Source organism: Humidesulfovibrio mexicanus (assembly GCF_900188225.1).
Lineage (GTDB): Bacteria > Desulfobacterota > Desulfovibrionia > Desulfovibrionales > Desulfovibrionaceae > Humidesulfovibrio > Humidesulfovibrio mexicanus.
Map to the genome: position 1 here is coordinate 89734 of NZ_FZOC01000005.1, position 18940 is coordinate 108673.

General features: G+C 65.7%; 20 protein-coding genes. 9 read left to right on the forward strand and 11 right to left on the reverse strand.

The features are described from left to right. Positions 1 to 5 precede the first annotated feature (5 nt). The 9 genes from nuoH to CHB73_RS11785 are packed head-to-tail and all read left to right on the forward strand — an operon-like array spanning position 6 to position 8946. Positions 6 to 989 carry an NADH-quinone oxidoreductase subunit NuoH gene (gene nuoH / locus CHB73_RS11745; RefSeq protein ID WP_089274781.1) on the forward strand — a complete coding sequence of 328 codons (984 nt, stop codon included), beginning with the start codon at positions 6 to 8 and terminating at the stop codon, positions 987 to 989. A gap of 10 nt (positions 990 to 999) precedes the next feature. After that, positions 1000 to 1563, forward strand: coding sequence for a 4Fe-4S binding protein (locus CHB73_RS11750; RefSeq protein ID WP_089274782.1), 564 nt, complete (start codon positions 1000 to 1002; stop codon positions 1561 to 1563). A gap of 3 nt (positions 1564 to 1566) precedes the next feature. Beyond that, positions 1567 to 2076, forward strand: coding sequence for an NADH-quinone oxidoreductase subunit J family protein (locus tag CHB73_RS11755; RefSeq protein WP_089274783.1), 510 nt, complete (start codon positions 1567 to 1569; stop codon positions 2074 to 2076). Then, a complete protein-coding gene (gene nuoK / locus CHB73_RS11760) occupies positions 2073 to 2381 on the forward strand; it encodes an NADH-quinone oxidoreductase subunit NuoK (RefSeq protein WP_089274784.1) in 309 nt (102 codons plus the stop codon). Before CHB73_RS11755 ends, nuoK begins: the two co-directional genes overlap by 4 nt. Positions 2382 to 2388: 7 nt before the next feature. Next, entirely contained in the window at positions 2389 to 3885 is a 1497-nt protein-coding gene (locus CHB73_RS11765; RefSeq protein WP_089274785.1) for a monovalent cation/H+ antiporter subunit D family protein, read from the forward strand. A gap of 11 nt (positions 3886 to 3896) precedes the next feature. After that, entirely contained in the window at positions 3897 to 4157 is a 261-nt protein-coding gene (locus tag CHB73_RS11770; RefSeq protein WP_089274786.1) for a PIN domain-containing protein, read from the forward strand. Further along, positions 4141 to 5925 (forward strand): Na(+)/H(+) antiporter subunit D, encoded by a 1785-nt coding sequence (locus tag CHB73_RS11775; protein WP_407656629.1) that lies wholly within the window; start codon positions 4141 to 4143, stop codon positions 5923 to 5925. The genes CHB73_RS11770 and CHB73_RS11775 overlap by 17 nt, the downstream gene beginning before the upstream one ends. Before the next feature lie 27 nt (positions 5926 to 5952). Further along, positions 5953 to 7497, forward strand: a complete 1545-nt coding sequence (locus CHB73_RS11780; protein WP_089274788.1) for a complex I subunit 4 family protein — start codon at positions 5953 to 5955, stop codon at positions 7495 to 7497. A 12-nt stretch (positions 7498 to 7509) separates the two neighbouring features. After that, the gene (locus CHB73_RS11785) at positions 7510 to 8946 is read left to right on the forward strand and encodes an NADH-quinone oxidoreductase subunit N (protein WP_089274789.1); all 1437 of its coding nucleotides are present in this window, start codon (positions 7510 to 7512) and stop codon (positions 8944 to 8946) included. 352 nt (positions 8947 to 9298) lie between these two features. Here the strand turns inward: CHB73_RS11785 and CHB73_RS16530 are convergent, their stop codons facing one another. The 11 genes from CHB73_RS16530 to hutW are packed head-to-tail and all read right to left on the reverse strand — an operon-like array spanning position 9299 to position 18907. After that, positions 9299 to 10012: a TonB family protein gene (locus CHB73_RS16530; RefSeq protein WP_143337378.1), complete on the reverse strand. Its 714-nt coding sequence runs from the start codon at positions 10010 to 10012 to the stop codon at positions 9299 to 9301. Beyond that, positions 9996 to 10403, reverse strand: a complete 408-nt coding sequence (locus CHB73_RS11795; protein WP_089274790.1) for an ExbD/TolR family protein — start codon at positions 10401 to 10403, stop codon at positions 9996 to 9998. The genes CHB73_RS16530 and CHB73_RS11795 overlap by 17 nt, the downstream gene beginning before the upstream one ends. Further along, positions 10400 to 11092 carry a MotA/TolQ/ExbB proton channel family protein gene (locus tag CHB73_RS11800; protein ID WP_089274791.1) on the reverse strand — a complete coding sequence of 231 codons (693 nt, stop codon included), beginning with the start codon at positions 11090 to 11092 and terminating at the stop codon, positions 10400 to 10402. Before CHB73_RS11800 ends, CHB73_RS11795 begins: the two co-directional genes overlap by 4 nt. Further along, complete coding sequence (locus CHB73_RS11805) at positions 11089 to 11571, reverse strand: pyridoxamine 5'-phosphate oxidase family protein (protein ID WP_089274792.1); 483 nt, start codon at positions 11569 to 11571, stop codon at positions 11089 to 11091. The genes CHB73_RS11800 and CHB73_RS11805 overlap by 4 nt, the downstream gene beginning before the upstream one ends. Beyond that, positions 11568 to 12101, reverse strand: a complete 534-nt coding sequence (locus tag CHB73_RS11810; protein WP_089274793.1) for a flavodoxin family protein — start codon at positions 12099 to 12101, stop codon at positions 11568 to 11570. Before CHB73_RS11810 ends, CHB73_RS11805 begins: the two co-directional genes overlap by 4 nt. Continuing rightward, on the reverse strand, positions 12098 to 12625 hold the full coding sequence (hutX, locus tag CHB73_RS11815; protein ID WP_089274794.1) for a heme utilization cystosolic carrier protein HutX: 528 nt from the start codon (positions 12623 to 12625) through the stop codon (positions 12098 to 12100). The genes CHB73_RS11810 and hutX overlap by 4 nt, the downstream gene beginning before the upstream one ends. Continuing rightward, entirely contained in the window at positions 12625 to 14085 is a 1461-nt protein-coding gene (locus CHB73_RS11820; protein WP_089274795.1) for an ABC transporter ATP-binding protein, read from the reverse strand. The genes hutX and CHB73_RS11820 overlap by 1 nt, the downstream gene beginning before the upstream one ends. Positions 14086 to 14096: 11 nt before the next feature. Beyond that, entirely contained in the window at positions 14097 to 14864 is a 768-nt protein-coding gene (locus CHB73_RS11825) for an energy-coupling factor transporter transmembrane component T family protein (protein ID WP_089274796.1), read from the reverse strand. Next, a complete protein-coding gene (locus CHB73_RS11830; RefSeq protein WP_235641593.1) occupies positions 14842 to 15447 on the reverse strand; it encodes an MptD family putative ECF transporter S component in 606 nt (201 codons plus the stop codon). Before CHB73_RS11830 ends, CHB73_RS11825 begins: the two co-directional genes overlap by 23 nt. Next, complete coding sequence (locus tag CHB73_RS11835) at positions 15447 to 17507, reverse strand: TonB-dependent receptor plug domain-containing protein (protein WP_089274797.1); 2061 nt, start codon at positions 17505 to 17507, stop codon at positions 15447 to 15449. Before CHB73_RS11835 ends, CHB73_RS11830 begins: the two co-directional genes overlap by 1 nt. Continuing rightward, entirely contained in the window at positions 17504 to 18907 is a 1404-nt protein-coding gene (hutW, locus tag CHB73_RS11840) for a heme anaerobic degradation radical SAM methyltransferase ChuW/HutW (RefSeq protein ID WP_089274798.1), read from the reverse strand. The genes CHB73_RS11835 and hutW overlap by 4 nt, the downstream gene beginning before the upstream one ends. Between the last annotated feature and the right edge of the window lie 33 nt (positions 18908 to 18940).

Consider the following 18940-nt stretch of genomic DNA (forward strand, 5'->3'; position numbering starts at 1 on the left):
ACGCGATGCCCGCAGAACTCATACGCATCCTCGTGGGCCTTGTGGCCGTGGCCGTCAGCGTGGGCCTCATCGGCCTGGTGATGGTCTGGGTGGAGCGCAAGGTGGCCGGCCACATCCAGCGGCGGCCAGGACCCTACGAGGTCGGCCCCAACGGATTGTTGCAGCCCCTGGCCGACGCCCTCAAACTTGTGGGCAAGCAGTTGTTCATGCCCGACAAGGCCGACCCCATCCTGTTCTGGCTGGCGCCGGTGCTTTCCTTCCTGCCGGTGCTGCTGCTCTTCCTGCCCCTGCCCGTGGGCGACGGCCTCTACGCCCTGGACATCAACCTCGGCCTGCTGCTGATTCTGGCCTTCTCCGGTCTGGCGGTGCTTTCGCTGCTTCTGGGCGGCTGGGCCTCCAACAACAAGTACGGTCTGCTGGGCGCGGCGCGCGCGGTGGCGCAGTCCGTGGCCTACGAGATCCCGCTGCTGCTCTCTGTCCTGGCGGTCAGCTTCGTGGCCGGCAGCCTGGACCTGGCCCAGGTGGTGAAAGGGCAGGGCGCGTGGCCCTGGAACTGGAACATCATGACCCAGCCTCTGGCTTTCCTTATTTATATAGTGAGCGCCCTTGGCGAAACCAACCGCGCCCCCTTCGACCTTCCCGAGGCCGAGAGCGAACTGACCGCCGGGTTCCACACCGAGTATTCGGGCATGGGCTTCGGCCTGTTCTTCCTGGCGGAGTACGCCAACATGGTGGTGGTCTGCTCCGTGGCCACGGCGCTGTTTTTGGGCGGCTGGCAGGGGCCGGTGCTGCCCGGTCCGGTGTGGTTCGTGCTCAAGGTGTCATTGTTGATGCTGCTCCTGGTCTTCTTCCGCTGGACCTATCCGCGCGTACGTTTCGACCAGCTCTTGAACATCAACTGGAAGTGGCTGCTGCCCCTGGCCGTGCTGAACCTTCTTGGCACGAGCTTCTTCGTCAAGCTTGCCCAGTTCACCGAAGTGCGTTGGTAAAGGGAGCGCTATGAACGCCATCAAGGAAGCTTTCAAGACCGTCTCCGACTTGTGGAGCCTCATGGTGGGCCTGCGCGTCACCGGGAAATATTTCCTGGAGCCGCAGCGCACCGTGCGCTACCCCTGGAAGGCGCTGGCCAACACCGACTCCTACAAAGGCCACCTGGAGTTGGTGGGAGGAGTGAAGGACCCCTTCAAGCCACGCTGCATTTCTTGCGGCATGTGCGCCATCTCCTGCCCCTCGAACTGCCTCACCGTGGTCAAGCGGAAGCCCCCGAAACCCACGCCCGAGGAAGAGAAGGCCCTGGCCGAGGCCAAGGCCAACGGGGAGAAGCCCAAGGACAAGACGCCCAAAGATCCTGAAAAGTTCTTGTACGATTACACATTGTGCAGCCTGTGCGGCACCTGCATGGAGAACTGTCCGGCGGGCGCGTTGCGGTTTTCCAAGAACATCTACCTGGCGGGCTATTCGCGCAACGACTTCCTCTTCGACCTGGTGCTGAAGCTCAGGGAGACGGAGGGCGCGGCCCCGGCCGAGCCTGCGGCACAACCCGCAGAGAAGAGCGAGGCGTAAGCTATGGAAGTGATGGCAAAAGTCGCCTTCGGGCTGTACACCCTGATCATCCTTGGCGGCAGCCTGCTGGCCGTGGGGGCCAAAAGCCTTGTGCGGGCCATGGTGGGGCTCATCGCCACGCTCCTGGGTGTCGCGGGCATGTACATGCTGTTGAACAGCCCGTTCATGGCCTTCATGCAAATCCTCATCTACGTGGGCGCGGTGTGCGTGCTCATCTTCTTCGCCATCATGCTCACCCGCGCCTCTCCGGACGGCGAGGAGGCGGAGAGCGCGCCCTTGTACCAGAACGTGCTGGCGCTTTTGGCGGTCGTGGTCACCGGCGGGGTGCTGTCCTGGCTGGTGCTCACCCGGCCGCTGGCCACAACGGGCGTTCCCGTGGAGGTGAACATCCAGAAGCTGGGCCTGGGCCTGCTTGGCCCTTATGGGCTTGCCTTTGAGCTGATTTCGGTGGTGCTGCTGGTCTCCATGGCCGGTGCGGTGCTGCTGGCGTGGGAGAGGAGGAACGGCAAATGAGTCCGCTTGTCTTGTATCAACTGGTGGCCCTGATTCTGCTTCTGGCGGGGCTTTTCGGCATCACGCAGCGCAAGACCCTGGTGGGGATGCTCATCTGCGTGGAGCTCATGCTCAACGGCGCGGGGCTGTCCATTGTGGCGGCGGCGCAGCTCACCCCGGCCAACGCCGTGCTGGGGCAGCTGGGAACCCTGTTCGTCATGGGGCTTGCGGCGGCGGAGGCAACCCTGGTCCTGGCCATCATCGTGGTCATCGCCCGGCGGTTTGGCAGCACCAAAACCAGCGTCGTTTCGACTCTGAAGGGATGAGCACGCCATGACGGGGATCATCGAAAGCGCACGCGTTCTCCTGCCGGTGGCCTTCACCCTGCTGGCGCCGCTGTTCATTTGGCTGAACCGGGGCAACCAGAACCGGCGTGAAGCCATGAGCTTCATTGCCGGAGCTCTGACCTTCGCCTCGGTTCTGTCGCTGGCGCCGCAGGTTCTGGCCGGGAACATCTGGAAGTACACACTCTTTGAAATCATGCCGGGCATCACCGTCACCTTCATGGCCGACGGTCTGTCCCTCATTTTCGGCCTGGTGGCCTCGTTTTTGTGGATGCTCGCCACCAGCTACAACATCGGCTACATGCGCAGCCTGGATGAGCACGCCCAGACGCGCTACTACGTCTGCTTCGCCGTGGCCATCTTCGGCGCGGAGGGCGTGGCCCTGTCGGCCAACGTGTTCACGCTCTACCTCTTCTACGAGGTCATCACCGTGTTCACGTATCCGCTTGTGGCCCACCACCAGGACGACGAGGGCTTCGGCGGTGCGCGCAAGTACATCGTGTACCTGATGGGCACCTCCAAGCTCTTCCTGCTGCCGGCCATGGTCATGACCTACGTGCTCTTGGGCCACCTGGACTTCGCCCTGGGCGACGTGGTCACCGGCATGTTCCCGCCCGATGTGGTGGCCAAGCATCCGCTGGCCGTCACCGTCACGTACGTGCTGTACATCGCGGGCATCGGCAAGGCGGCGCTCATGCCGTTCCACAACTGGCTGCCTTCGGCCATGGTGGCCCCCACGCCGGTCTCCGCCCTGCTGCACGCTGTGGCCGTGGTCAAGGCGGGCGTGTTCTGCGTCTGCCGCATCATCCTCTCCGGCTTCGGGGTTACGGTCATGGACCAGCTGGGCCTGGGCATTCCCACGGCCTGCGTGGCGGCCTTCACGCTCACCGCCGCCAGCTTCATCGCGCTCACCAAGGACGACCTGAAAGCCCGGCTGGCGTATTCCACCGTGGCCCAGCTCTCCTACGTGGTCTGCGGCGTGGCGCTTTTGACCCCTCTGGCGGTGCAGGGCGGCATGGCGCACATCGCGCACCACGCCTTCTCCAAGATCACGCTGTTCTTCGCGGCAGGGGCCATCTACGTGGCCACGCACCTGAAGAAGATCAGCCTCATGGACGGGCTTGGACGCAAGATGCCCTGGACCTTCGGGGCCTTCGCCATCGCGTCCCTGTCCATGATCGGGATGCCGCCGGTGTGCGGCTTTGTCAGCAAATGGTACATCGTGAACGGGGCGCTGCAGGCGGGGCAGATCATCATCTTCCTGGCCTTCATGCTTTCCACGGCGCTGAATGCGGGCTACTTTGTGCCGGTCATCTACAGGGCCTTCTTCAGGGAGCCCAGGCCTGAGGACGACCACTTCCACCATTACAAGGAAGCGCCGCTGTCCATGGTGATTCCGCTGTGCGCCACGGGGGCCATCTCGGTGCTGCTGGGCCTGTACCCGGCGTTGTTCATGGACTTCGTCCGCGTGTTCGGCAAGTTCTAGGGGGCAAACACATGAGCCTGTTCGGAATGTTGCTCAATTGGTTGAGGAGCAAGACGGGGATCATCTCCGCGTTGTTCTTCCTGGGGCTTGCGGGGCTTGTCCTGGCCAACGTGTTCATCCGTCCGCACCATGCGGAATTCGGGCTGGACGCGTATCCGGGCTTCTGGGCCGTGTTCGGCCTGGTGGGTGGGCTCGCCATGGTCATCATCATGAAAAAGATCGTCCAGCCCATGATCAGCCGGGGAGATGACTATTATGAGCGCAATAGCTAGCGGTTTCGTCCATCCCAGCGTGGGCTTCTACGCCCTGGCGCTGGTCTTGCCGTTCTTGCCCGGCAAGGCCTGGAAATGGCTGCTCCTGATCCCGCCTATCGTGGCCATCTGGAGCGTCATGACCATCGAGCCGGGGCTTTACGGGCAGGCCAGCTGGCTGGGGCAGTCGCTCCTGTTCGGCCGGATCGACAAGCTCTCGCTGATCTTCGCCCAAGTGTTCGCGGTCATGAGCCTCATCGGCATGGTGTACGCCCTGCATGTGGAGGACAAGCTCCAGCACATCATGGCCTGCGTGTACGTGGGCGGGGCCTTCGGCTGCACCTTCGCCGGCGACTTCCTGACACTCTTCGTGTTCTGGGAGCTCATGAGCATCGGCAGCACGTTTCTCATCTGGCTGGCGAGAAACCCCATCTCCACAAAGGCGGGCTTCCGCTACTTCCTGTACCACACCATCGGCGGGCTTTTCCTGCTCATCGGCCTCTTGATGCGCTACAAGGCCGTGGGCGACTTCACCTTCGACCACGTGATCCCGGCGCAGATGCAGGTGTATGACTGGATGATCCTCTTGGGCTTCTGCGTCAACGCGGCTGTTGTGCCCCTGCACGCCTGGCTGCCGGACGCCTACCCCGAGGGCACGGTGACCGGCTCGGTGTTCATGTGCGCCTTCACCACCAAGACCGCGGTGTACGTGCTTCTGCGCGGGTTCCACGGGGTGGAGGCCCTGGCCATAGCCGGAACGGTGATGTGCGTGTACGGCGTGCTGTACGCGTGCATAGAGAACAACGCCCGGCGCATCCTGTCCTACCACATCGTTTCCCAGGTGGGCTACATGGTGGCGGGCATCGGCATCGGCACGGCCATGACCATGAACGGCGCGGTGGCCCACGCCTACGCGCACATCCTGTACAAGGGCCTTCTGTTCATGGGCGCGGGCTGCCTGCTCTACGCCGCGGGCACCACCAAGCTGGACCGCCTGGGCGGCCTGGTGCACCGGCTTCCCTGGGTCATGGCGCTCTACATGGTGGCGGCGCTCTCCATCTCCGGAATGCCGCTCTTCAACGGCTTCATCTCCAAGACCATGACCATAGCGGGCGCGGCCGAGGCCCATCGCTACTGGCTGGCCATCGGCATGGAGGTGGCCGCGGTGGGCACCTTCCTCTCGGTGGGCATTAAGCTGCCGTACTTCGCCTTCTGGGCCAAGCCCGCCAACGACAAGATGGAGCTCAAGCCCATCCCGGCGAACATGTACTGGGGCATGGCCATGGGCGCGGCGCTGTGCATCGCCCAGGGTCTGTACCCGGACATGCTGTACCGCTATCTGCCCTTTGAGATGGAAGAGGCCTATCACCCCTGGACCGTGTGGCACGTGCTGCAGGCGCTGCTGCTTCTCGGCTTCTCCGGGCTGGCCTTCTACATCACGCGGGAGGTCATCACCCCGCACGCAAAGACCAACCTGGACTTCGATTACTTCTATCGGCTCATAGGCCGGGGCGTCATGGCCCTGGTCTCCAAGCCCCTGGCGTGGATCGACGACCGCTGGACCGAGGCCTACCGGGCCGTTGGTCTTGCCGGTCTGCTGAACCTGGCGCGGGGTACTGTCTGGTTCGACACCAAGGGAATCGACACCGTGGTGGATGGCTCGGCGTATACGGTCCGGAACGTGGGCGTCATCGGCGCCAAGGTGCAGACCGGCAGGCTCCAGGAGTACCTGGGCCTGGCGGCCGCCTTGGCCGTCGGCATTTTCGCCCTGGTCTGGTATCTTGCCTAAACCCCGCAACGAGACGGAGAGCGAGCCTTGGACTTCGGATACCCGGTTTTAACAAGTCTGATCGTGTTCCCGCTTGTGGCCGCGGCAGGGCTGTTCCTCATCAAGAGCCCGCAGGTGGCGCGCGCCTATACCCTCGGCGCGAGCATCCTGGAGCTCATATTGGGGCTGCCACTGCTTTCCTTCCAGTTCAACGCCGACTTCCAGTTCGTGGAAAAGGCGCACTGGGTGCCGCAATGGGGATTGGAATACGCCCTCGGCGTGGACGGCATCAGCTACCTCATGGTGCTGCTGACCCTGGCCATACTGCCGCTGTGCGTCATGTGCTCCTGGACCTACATCTCCAAACGCGTGAAGGAGTTCCACTTCTGCCTGTTGTTCATGACCAGCGCATGCGTTGGCGTGTTCGCGGCCCTGGACTTCGTGCTCTTCTACGTGTTCTGGGAGGCCATGCTCATCCCCATGTACCTGCTCATCGCGGTCTGGGGCGGCGACCAGCGCCGGTACGCATCGCTCAAGTTCTTCCTGTTCACGCTGGCGGGCAGCACGCTTTTGCTGGCCGCCATCGTGGCCTTCCGCATCACCGGGGGCACCTTCTCCATCCCCGAGCTGATGCAGGTGAACTTCAGCTTCCGCTTCCAGTACTGGGCGTTTTTGGCCATGGCGCTGGCGTTCGCCATCAAGGTGCCCATGTTCCCCTTCCATACCTGGCTGCCTGCCGCGCACGTGCAGGCGCCCAGCGCGGGCTCGGTGATCCTGGCCGCGGTGCTGCTCAAGATGGGCACGTACGGCTTCCTGCGCTTCTGCCTGCCGCTGACGCCCGAGGCCAGCGTGTACTTCGCCCCGCTGATGATCGCCGTGTCCATCGCCAGCATCCTCTACGGCGGGGCCATCGCGCTCGGCCAGTCGGACGTCAAGAAGCTGGTGGCCTACTCCTCGGTGGCGCACATGGGCTTCGTGACGCTGGGCATCTTCCTGTTCAACCTGCGCGGCGTCGAGGGCGCGCTCTTCCAGATGCTCAACCACGGCATCATCACCGGCGCGCTGTTCATGATGATCGGCGCGGTGTACGAACGCAGCCACAGCCGGGCCATTGCCGACAACATGGGCCTGGGCAAGTATCTGCCGGCCTTCATGGGCTTCTGGGGCCTGTACGCCCTGGCCAGCTTCGGCTTCCCCGGCACCAACGGCTTCGTGGGCGAAATGCTCGTCTTTGTGGCGGCCTTCCAGGAGAGCTACTACATCGGCGCGTTGCTGGTTCCCGGCGCGCTTCTGGGCGCGGCCTACATGTTCCGGGTGAGCCTTAAAATGGCCTGGGGGCGGCCCGGAACCGCCAAGGGCTGGCGCGACCTGAACAGCCGCGAGTGGACCTACCTGCTCATCCCGGCCGTGTTCGTGCTCTACATAGGCCTTGCGCCCAAGGTCTTCTTCAACATCATCGATCCCAGCGTGGAGAAGTTGGTGGGCGACCTCAAGGCGCGCACCAGCGCCACACAAACGGCCCAGGCGCAGCCCGCGCCCGCGGCGGTGGTTGCCGCAGCCGTGGAAACCCCCGCCGAACCGGTCAACAACTAGGGAGTGGTCGCCGTGGAGTTCAATCCCATCCTGATTGTCCCGGAGCTGTATCAGCTGCTGCTCATCGTGGCCCTGTTCTGCCAGAGCCTGGGGGACGGGTCCGATACCCCGCCCGCAGAGCGCTGGCTGCCGTTCTTCGCCGGGTTTGGCGTGTTTGTGAGCATCGTGTCTTGGGGAGCCGAGGGGCTCATCTTCGGCGGGGCCTACAAGCTCGACGCGCTGTCCCAGTTCTTCAAGGTGGCCATTGCGGCGGGCTTTTATGTCGCCGTGCTGAACGCCGCCCGCCAGCCCAGCCTTGAGGAACGCAAGCGTCCGGACTACTTCATGTTCCTTGGCATCTCGGCCTGGGGCTTGATGATCTTGTCCTCGGCGGTGGAGCTCATCACCATTTACATCGCCCTGGAGATCAGTTCCTACAGCCTGTACGCCGTCATCCCGTTGCGCAACAGCGGCGGCGTGGGCCACAAGGGCGCGGCCGAGGCCGGCATCAAGTACATCCTGTTCGGCGCGGTGGCCACGGCCATCGCCCTGTATGGCTTCTCCTACATCCTGGCCAGCCAGCACACCAGCTACATCGACCAGCTGGCCCAGCGCTCGTGGCACTGGTCCGGGCAGCCCATGGCCGTGGTGGGGCTCTCGCTCTTTTTGGGCGGCATGTTCTACAAGCTGGCGCTGTTCCCGTTCCACTTCTGGTGTCCGGACGTGTACCAGGGCTCCAGCAACGAGACCGCGGGCTTCGTGGCCACCCTGCCCAAGCTGGGCGCGGTGGTGGTGCTCATCCGCCTGGCCGCGCTCTTGAAGCCCGGCCTGGAGATCACCACCTTGCTGGCCGTGCTGGGCGCGCTGTCCATGACCTACGGCAACCTTTGCGCGCTTGCGCAGCGGGATCTGAAGCGTCTGCTCGGCTTCTCCTCCGTGGCCCACGCGGGGTACATGATGGTCGGGCTTGTTTCCGGAACGGCCATGGGCCTTTCGGCGACGGCGTTTTACGCCCTGGCCTATGTGGCCATGAACCTGCTCTGCTTCTGGGTCGTGTCCCGCGTGGCTTCCGATGGCCGCAACCTGACTCTTGACGACCTGAACGGTTTGTACAAGCGCGCCCCCGGGCTGGCCTTCGCCTTGGGCGTGGGCGCCTTCGCCCTGGTGGGCCTGCCGCCGACCATGGGCTTCATGGGCAAGTTCTTCCTCATCACCTCCGCCTGGGACCACGGCTACAACTGGCTGGTCATCACCCTTGTGCTGAACAGCGCCATCGCCATCTACTACTACTTGAGCCTGGTGCGTCACGCCTACACCCACGATGCTGGCGACGATGCGCCTGTTCCCGACAACAGCCCCTTCAGCGTCTGCGGGGCGGGCATCCTGGCCGCCGTGGTGCTGGTCTTCGGCCTGGTTCCCGGCGGGCTCTTCGACTTCGCCATCCGCGCGGGCAAGCAACTGTTGCCGTAGCCCTTCCCCGACAGCATCTGCACACACAGGGCCCGCGAAAGCGGGCCCTGTTTCGTTTGCGCGCCAGAGCGCAATGCGTGGAAGCGGGATCAGGGCCTGGAGCCTATGCGGTTTGGGGCCAGCGGGATGTGTGTGCGTTCACCGCTGCAACGCGTCGATTCGAGGCGGTCAGGTGGGCTGAATCGTGACGTGGGAAACCCCGCGGCGTGCTTCAGGGGCTTCCGGCTCCGGCGCAAGGAGCCCGCATTGCGAACGGGCCATCCTCCGACAGAATATCTGGCAGGGCGAGCATCCGGGGCGTTTGCCGTTGGAAGAGGCGGGGCGTTACGGCTTTCCTTTGGCTGGCGCGGTTCTACTGCAGGTGGAAGCGGATGGGCACCTCGACCACAAGAGCCGTTTCCATCTTTCCCTGTGGCAGCAGGTGCGGATCGACCTCGGCCATGGTTTGGACCGCCGCATCGCACAGCCAACGGTGCGGCGCTCCGTCCGTCCGGACGGAATATTCTGCAATGCGCCCGGCTTCGTCGATGCGCACGCGCATGGTCACCACGCCCTCGATGCCGGCCTTGCGCGCGGCGAAGGGATAGCGCTTGGCGCGTTCAATGCGGCCAATGAGGGCCGCGACCAGCTGGTCGCGCAGGGCCGCGGCGCGTTGGATTCCCGATGGATTGCCAAGGGGCGCTGGTGCGTTCGCCGGGGTGGCTGCGCCAACGGCGGCGGCTTTGGGGGGCGCTGGGGCGGCCGAGGCGGCGGGAGCGGTGGGGGCAGGGGCCGGGGCCGTGAGCGGGGCCGGGGGCTGAGACGGTGTTGCGGGAGCGGGGCGGTGCAGTGGGGCGGGCTGAGGCTCCGCCTTTGGCGCAACCGGGGCCTGGGGCAGCGCGGCCGGGAGGGGCTCCGGCGCAGCCTGGACTTGGACCACGCAAGCCCCCAGGGGCATGTGCTCGGCCGTGGGCGGGCACAAGGCCGTGCTCGCCCCCCACAGCAGCATCACGGCGAGCACGCCGTGCAGGCCAAGGCTGACCGAGGCCCCGATTCCCGAGGCGCGTTGTTCACCCACGATCCGCATGGTCTGGCTCCGTGGTGATGATGAAGTTCGTGCGGCCTTTGCGCCGCGCCTCGTCCACCACGCCCATGAAGGATTGGAACGGCGCATCCCGGTGGACCATGAAGTTGATGGGGACGCCGGGTTCCATGTCGAGCAGGGCGGAGTAGCCCGTCGGCTCCACCACCTGGTCGCCGTGGAGAACCCGGCCCTGGCTGTCGATGGTGATGACCAGCTGCCGTTCCCGCGTCTGGCTTTGGGCCGTGGCGGCCTTGGGCAGGCTGACGGCGATGGCCGGTTTCATGAACGTTGTGGCCAGGATGAAGAACAACAGCAGCATGAACACCACGTCGATGAGCGGCGTCAAGTCGATGCTGTCGTCGAAGTCGTTGTCCAGACCGAAATCCGCGCTCATGCGGCTCCCCTTCCCGCCGTGTCGAGCCGGGACAGCGGCGGCCTCACGGCATGGTCGGCGCTTCTGCGGTGCAGGGCCGCTTCTTCCGCCAGGGGGCAGGTGGTCTTGAAGCGCTCCAGGGCGCGGTAGCTGTGCTCGATCGCCTCGATATGGAAGCCCTTCATGCGCAGGGAGAGCATGTAATAGAAGGCCAGGGTGGGAATGGCGATGCACAGCCCCTGCACCGTGGTCAGCAGCGCCTCCCATATGCCCCCGGCCAGAAGGGCGGAATCCGCATTGGAGCTTTGCGCCACCACCTTGAACACGGAAACCATGCCGAGGACCGTGCCGAGCAAGCCCAGAAGCGGGGCAATGACCGCAATGAGCCTGAGGAAGGTGATGCCCCGGTTCACCTTCTCGAAGTTGCGGTGGAACAGGTAGGCCACTTCGGCGCGCAGATCGTCGGAGTGGGAGCCGTGGGTCTTGACCACGCTGGCGATGATGTCGATGAGCGGGTTGGAGACCTCGCCGCAGAGCTGGTCGCGGTAGTTCCCCGTGCCGTTTTCAATGCGCGCGAAGCGGCGGCGGAAATCGCGGTGGACCATGGTCAAAAGCACCATGTTCTTGATGGAGAGGTACAACGCCACCACGGACAGACCGATGAGCACATGCCCAGCAGGACCGACGAGTTGCAGAAATTCCAGGATCATGCGGGTTCCTCCGCCAAGGCCTTCTCCTGTGCGTCAAGGAGCAGGGTTTCCCCGGCCTTTGCGCTGCACCGGCCGGTCATGTGGTCCACCTGGACCATGAACAGGGGACTGGCTTCCTTGCCGAGGAAGCGCTCCGCCGCAGCGCTGAAATCTTGCCCCAGCACCAGGCCGAGCTTGGCCCAGCCTCGCACGAGCAGGGCGTCATCCGCGACGAAACGGCCCCGGCCGAAGCAGCTCACCCCGGCCCAGCCCCTGACGCCGTCCCAGGTGGCGGTATATTTGAGCAGCACCTTGTCGTTGCGTCCCACGTTCCGGAAGGTTCCGCCACGCGGGCTGATCATGAAACAGATCGTGCCGTCCAGCCGGAAGGGGGTCGCCTCTATGGCGTAGGGCGCTCCGGACTCGTCCACGGTGCAGATGGTGGCCCATTTGGCCCGCTCCACCAGTCCGCGCATCTCTTCTTCGCGCATGGGCCTCATTGTGCGCCCTCCTTGGCGTCCGCTGTTTCCGCAAGAACGTTCGCGGCAACGCGAAACGCCTGCGCCGCGGCAAGGCGATCGGCCTCATCCGGGTGCGTTCTGGCGGTCTCTATGCGTGCCGTGCGCTCCGGGGTCATGGGGTGGTGCGCATTCATGGCCGAAACAACGGCCGGGTCGATTTTTCCCAGGCAGAGGAATTCGCAGAGGATCTCGTTGTCCGAGAGGCGCGCGCGGGCATCGGCCAGTACGCCCCGGCCGTGGTCGGAGTCCGGGTTGGCCCCCATGGTGCCGAAGAAACCCACCTTGTGGCCGTTGACGCGCGCCATGTACCCCAAGGCCTTGTCGTCCGGGCGCCCCTTGTCCACCCAGAACCCCAGGGCGATGAAGGTGAAGCCGTCCGGCGGCGGGGCGCTTTCAACGGGATGAAGCTCCGCGCCGCCGGGCATGACGGCGTGAAGCGCGTCGCGCACGGCCTCGGCCACGCAGCGGGTGTTGCCCGTGCGGCTGGAATAGACCACAAGCGCCTTCATTGCGCGCCTCCGGTCGAAGGCTCGTAGCGGGCGCGAAGGGCGAGGAAGCCTGTGCGCACAGAGTCCAGGATGGCGCGGCGCTCGTCGCGGCCCGCATACACCGAGAACAGAATGCCGCCCGCGGCATCGAAGAACTGGACGCTGTGGCTTTCAAGCCCGAAGAACGGCTTGGACACCAGCCAGATTTGGGCCACCGTGTCGGCGAAGATGTGGCCGCCCAAGGGGCTGTTCTTGTCCAGCAGGTTGAACATGCCGTGGGCGGCGCGGCCTTTGGGCAGCCGACAGGGCACCTCCACGATGACGCCCGGGTTCACGGCGATGAAGGTGACCTTCTCCCAGCCGCACATTACTTCCCAGATGGTTTCGAAGTCCTGCGCCCGGGCCTCCACGCGCATGTCCTCGGGCAGGCTGCGGATGATCTCCGCCTCGCTGACGCCAAGTTCCTCGGCCAGGCCGCGCGGCATGAGGCTGGGGTTCTCGCGCACGCGGGCGCGCACCGTTTCCGTTATCTGTTCGCTGGGCATCAGGCGGCCTCCTTGGTCGTGTTGCTGTTGTGGGCGAGGGGCAGGCGCAGGGCGCAGTGGCACACCCGCCCGAGAAGTTCGAGATCGTGCGAGATGAGCACGACGCAGCAGCCGGCCTCCGCTCTGGCGCGCAGCCGGGCGGCGATGAGCCCCATGTTGGCACCGTCCAGTCCGCTTGTGGGCTCGTCGAGAATGAGCAGGTCCGGTTCCTTGGCCTCTCCGCAGGCCACCACCAAGCGTTGCCGCTCCCCGCCGGAGAGCGATTGCGGGTGCCTGTCGGCCAGGCCGTCCAGACCGTACAGCCGCAGCAGTTCCTGCACGCGCTGGCGCCGCTCGGCCTCGCCGCCGCAAGCGGAAGCCCCCCCGGCCGCGCGCATGGCCGAGTGCACCTCATCGGCCACGCTGCGCATGTGCAGCTGGTGGTCGGTGTTCTGCAGCACAATGCCCGAACGCCGCAGCAGGTTGGACGGGCGGACCCGCTCGCCCTGCGCGGAGAATCGCGCGCCCTTGGCCGCAGTCAGTCCGGTCAGCAGCATGGCCAGGGTGGTCTTGCCCGCGCCATTGGGGCCAAGCAGGCCCACCACGCGCCCGGCGGGCAGGCGCAAAGAGGCGTTTTGGAACAGCGGGGCTCCCGCGCCGTAGCCGAAGCTGAGGGCGTCGGCCTCCAGGCTGTCCGCCAGCCCGGACCGGACATCCTCCAGCGCGGGCAGGCCGCAGCGCGGATCGTCCACGCTGCTTTGGCGCAGGCCGTGGCGTGCGCGCAGTTCCGCATCGTCGAGCATTTCGAAGGGGCCCTCCGCCACCACGGCGCCGCGCTCCATGACCAGCACGCGGTCGGCCACGCCCCGCAGCCAGTAGAGCCGGTGGTCCGAAACCAGCACCGCCAGCCCCTTGGCCTTCAGCTCCACGAGCTTGCGCGCAAGGTCGTCGGTGGACTCCGGGTCGAGGTTGGCCGTGGGTTCGTCCAGCACCAGGGCGCGCGGCTCCATGGTCAGAATGCTGGCCAGGGCCACCTTCTGCTTCTGCCCTTCGGACAGGGAGAGGGTGGACTGCTCCAGCAGCGCAGAGAGTCCGAACTCGGCGGCGGCCTGCGCAATGCGTTCCGTGATGCGCCCGGGGTCCAGGCCGCGCCACTCGTGCCCCACGGCCAGCTCGTCGGCCACGGCGAGGGTGAAGAACTGGGCCTCGGGCTCCTGCAGCAGGGTGCCCAGGTCACGGGCGATGTCGGATACGCTCCGTTCGGCGTTGTCGCGCCCGCCTATGAGCACGCGGCCCGAAACGCGACCCTGGAAGTGCTGCCGGGCGAAGCCGTTGGCCAGACGCACCAGGGTGCTTTTGCCGCAGCCGCTCGCTCCGGTGACGAGGACCACCTCGCCGGGGCGCACGCGCAGGCTGACGTTTGAAACGGCCGGTTCGGGCCGGAAGGGGTAGGTGAAGCACACGTTTTCGAAGCGGATCACGCCGTGACCTCCTAGTGCATGGACATGCGCAGGCCGGAGCGCAGTTGCAGCCACACGGCCAGGACCAGCAGCCCCGCGCCCACAGCCAATGTCAGGTAATCGACCCTGGCCAGGCGTCCGACGCGGTGCGCCGTCACCCTGGTCTGGCCGCCCACGCCCTTGAGCTCGGCGGCCATGGCCAGGTCGTCGGCCGAGCGCAAGGCCCGGAACACAAGCGGCATGAACAGCACCCGCACGGCCAGGCCTGGCCGCGCCGCCAAGCCCAGCGGGGAGCGGACATAGCCCCGGATGCGCAGGGTTTGCCATATCTGCCGGATGTCGTTGATGAAGGTCGGGATGAAGCGCACCATGACCGAGGCGGGGATGAACACCAGCGCGGGCAGCCGCAAGGACTTGAGCGCCGTGAGGATGGACTGCACCCTGGAGGTGAGCGCCAGCCCCAGCACCACGTTGATGGACACGACGATGCGCATGAAGGGCACGACGAAACGCTGTATCTCCAGGCTGGCCATGGCGGGCCAGAGAAGCCCCATGCCCACCACGCAGAGGGCGGAGGTTCCGAGCATGAGCGCCACGGCGGCATAGCTTACGAGCAGGCCTTTCACATCCCGCGCGGAGAGCGCGTATGCGACGCTTGCGGCCAGCAGCACCCCCAGGGCGGCCATGTCCGTCAGCACGATGGAGGAAAGCGATGCGGCCAGGCAGAGCAGCATCTTGGTGCGCGTATCCAGGCGGGCGGGGAATCCTCCCCCCCGGCTATTCCCGTACAATGCCCGCATGTCTCAGCTCCTTGACGAAGGCCACGCCGAACCAGAGGCCCAGCAGCGATCCGGCGTAGCCCACCGTCACCATGACCGTTGAGGTGACCATGAGCGCGGGCTGTTCGCGCATCATGAGCCAGGAGAAGGCCAAACTCAGGCCTTTGGAGAGCAGATCGTAGCAGCCCACCCCCAGAAGCAGCGGCACAGTGCGGCCGTACCCGCCCAGGGCCATGACCAGGGTCTCCGAGGCGAGGCCCGCCAGGAGCATGGCCGGAAGCAGCGCAAGCCCCGCGCCCATGAGCAGCAGCGACACCACGGCGCTGATGAGCGTGAACAGGGTCAGCGTGCCGAACACCCGCACCTTGTGCAGCAGCACCACCAGCAGCGCGGTGAACACGGCGTTCTTGAGCATCAGCGACACCGGGTTCATGCCGCCTCCGGCCAGGGCGATGGCCAGGCTGGAGACCTTGATGACCGCGGCGAAGATGCCGATGGTGATGAGTTCGCTCACCCGCCAACGGCGCGACAGGCCGCCCCGTTTCCCGTCCGCCGACGCGGGAGAGGCCGCGCCGGCGGTGAGCATGGTGCTCTGGGCGTCCATCAGAACTCCGCTCCCAGGCGGAGCACGGCATGGAAGCCGGGGGAAACCAGGGCCGAGTTGGCCTCGGTATATTTTTCGTTGGTGAGGTTGTTCAGGTTGAGGGAGAGGCTGTATTTCCGCTCCCCGGTCCAGTCCAGCCCAAGGGCCAGGTTGTAGGTCTGCCAGTTGTTGTAGCGGTACAGCGTGCCGCTGGAGTCTTCCTTGGCCGTGCTGGCCTGGCGGGAATACGCATCGGCCGTGAAGCGCAGGGCCGCGTCCAGGTCGTGGAACCAGCGCAGGCCATAGCGGCCGAAGAGCGAGGGATCTCCGGTCTGCGAGGTCTCGTAGGTGTTGGCGTCGTATTTGCGGCGCAGGTACGTGGCCGAGACATACGGCGTGAGATTCCAATCCGCGAAGAGGTATTCGAGGGCGAGCTCGCCGCCGTAGGTGGTGGCCCCGCTGACGTTCTGGAACTGCGAGGTGGTGCCGGTGAGCGCCACGGTGGCGATGTAGTCCTCGGCCTTGCTGTAGAAGGCTGCGGCGTCCATGGTCCAGGCGCCATCGCCGTAACGCGCGCCAACCTCGAAGTTGTTGGAGGTCTCGGGCTTCAGGTCCGGGTTGGAGTAGGTCGGCCGGGAGGAGCCGTGCACCGTGCCGATGTAGAGCTGCTGCAGATTGGGGAAGCGGTAGCCCTGGGAGGCCTGGGCCCGCAACCGCCAGTCCTTGAAGCCGGAGTACACCAGTCCGATGCTGCCCACGGGCCGGTTGCCGCTGCTGGTGCCAGGGGCCAGGCCAGGGTCCTGCGCACTGTCAAGCTCGGACTTCACGATGGTCTCACGCAGGCCCATGGTCAGGGTCCAGTCGGGGGTGATGCTCCACTGGTCCTGGACAAAGGCGGCGTAGGTGTCCTGGTGGGCCTTGTTGGTGTAGGTGGAGTCGGAGGTCACCACCCCCAGCCAGGTCTTGGTGGTCTTGTGGTCGCGCGCCTTCAGGTCCTCGAAGCTGGCCTCGGCCCCGGCCACCACGTAATGCCCCCCGCCCAGGGTCCAGTCGGTCTGCAGGCTGGCCCCGGTGGTGTCCTGCCAGTTCTTGGTCCACAGCGAGGTCTTGGGGGCGAAGGCCGCGGGGTCGACGTAGTTGTAGAAGTCCTTGTAGGTGGTCTGGAAATAGGCGTTCAGCGCCAGTTTGCTCAAGGTGTCGCTGATGTCCTTGAATTCCACGAAGCCGGAGACCTTGTCCCTGGTCCAGGCCGGAAGATTGAGCTCCACCAGCGTTGTGCCGGACACGGCCGCCGGAACCTGCTCGTGGCTCCAGAAGCTGTCGGCGCGCAGGCCGAACTTGGCCTTGCCCAGCACCTTGTCCACATAGGCGGAGAAGTTGCGGCTCAGGTAGCCGGAGTCGTCCACGGGGCCGCCCGGGGCGTAGCGGTTGCCCCCGTCGGTGTAGGAGCCGGAAACCCGGTAGCTCCAGCCATCGATGCCGCCGAAGGCCGAAAGATACTCGGTGAGGGCGTTGGCCGAGCCGTCGAAGGTCTCGGCCATGGCGAGCTGGATGGGCTTCTTGCCCCCCTTCTTGGTGATGATGTTCACCACGCCGCCGATGGCCTCGCTGCCGTGCAGCACGGACGCCGGGCCTTTGATCACCTCGATGCGCTCCACATCGTTCAGGTCCACAAGGATCATGGAGCCGTCCATGGACTTCTGCTCCGGCACCTTCTGCCCGTCCACCATGATGAGCACGCGCGAGGGCGACTCGCCGCGGATGGTGACGCGCTTGACCCCGGCGATGGACTGGTCCAGCACCTGCACGCCGGGGATGTCCTTCAAAAGGTCGGCCACCGTGGGGGCGGGCTCACGTTCGATGTCCTCCTGCGTGACCACGCTGATGCTGTTGGGCGCGTCCTTGAGCTCGGTTTCCATGCGCGTGGCCGAGACGACTACCTGCCCGGTCTTGACTTCCTCCGCGCTTTTCGCCGCCCAGGCCTGGGCGGCGGAGGTCAGGCTGAGGAGCACGGCGCTGGCGAGCAGCAGCGGCTTCACTGTGTTGCGTTTTTTGCGCCTGCGGGGGGACAACGGGATCATATGGACTCCTCCTTTTGGTTGTGCATGTGCCAGTCGAGCAGCCCCTGCACCAGGTTCACCTGCCAGAACTGGCCGGCCAGGGTGAGGTCGACGCGGTTGCGGCGTCGGGTGAGCAGGCCCGCCCGCTCCCACTGGCGGAGCAAGGGATCGAATTCCGCCCCTGCGTCGAAACCGGCCGCGCGGGTCGCACGGGGCAGGTCAAGCCAGCCGCGTTCAAGCTGCTCGGAAAGCGAGCGCATGAGCGCCAACTGGAGCGGCGGACGCGCCACTCCGGCCAGGGGTTTTTCCCCGGCGCGGCTTCGGGCCATGTAGTCCGAGGGGTCGGCGGTCATGAAGCAGAAGTGCCCCTGCAGGCAGCCGCCCGCGCCCGCGCCGTAGGCCAGGCAGTCGGCGCGGCTTTTCATGAGGGGATTGTAGATGTTGCGCTCACGCGCGGTGCGTCCCCAGTGGGAGATGGACAGACGGGCGGCGCGCATGTCCGTCATCAGCTCCACCCCGCGCCGGAACATCCGCGACTGCATGGGGATGTCGGCCACGGGGGCGGCGGCGCCGCTTTTCAGCGCCCGGTCGAGCTTGCCGCCGGGAAAGACGTTGAGCTGGTAGAGGTCGCAGCCGTCCAGCCCCAGGGACTCGAAAGTGCGCATGTCCTCCTCCCAGCTGCGCATGGTCTGGCCGGGCAGGCCGTAGATGAGGTCCACCACCACGGCTGCCGTGTCCATGGCCAGCAGCCGCTCCAGGGCTGTGGTGACCTCCCGCCTGGAGCACACGCGGCCCAGCGATTGCCGAAGCCGCGTGTGGAAGGTCTGCACGCCGATGGAGAAGCGGTTGGCCCCGCCCTCCACTGCGGCGCGCATCTTCTCCGGCCCGAAATTGTGGATGCGGCCCTCCACGGTGATTTCGCAATCGTTGGCCAGGGGCATGTTCTCGCGGATGCCCCGCAGCAGGCGCTCCAGATCCTTGGGCTCCAGGGCGGTGGGCGTGCCGCCGCCAAGGTACACGGCGTGCACGGGCTCGCGTCCCACTGCGGCGCGGCCGCGTTCCCGGCGCATCTCGTCGAGCAGGGCGTCGGTATAGGAGGCGCTCACCTCCTTGCGGTAGGGGGCGATGTAGAAGCCGCAGTAGATGCACTTGGTTTCGCAGAAGGGAATATGCACGTACACCGCGCTTTTGCCTTGGCGCGGGCGCTCCATGAGGGCGGCGTGCAGCTGCAGCGCCTCCTCTCCTGTGACCATGCCGCCGCCCATGCCCGCGTGGACCGCGCGCTTGCGCTCGAAGGCCTCGGACAGCGGGTCCACCCCTTCGCGGGCGAACCATTCGCCTTCCCGCGCGCGCGTGGTCATGCCCACCCTGTTTATCCTTCCGGAGGGGCTGGTTTGTGTCCGTGCTTGAGCTGTGTTCATTTGCGCCTCCAAAGGATTTTGAAATTCATTTTC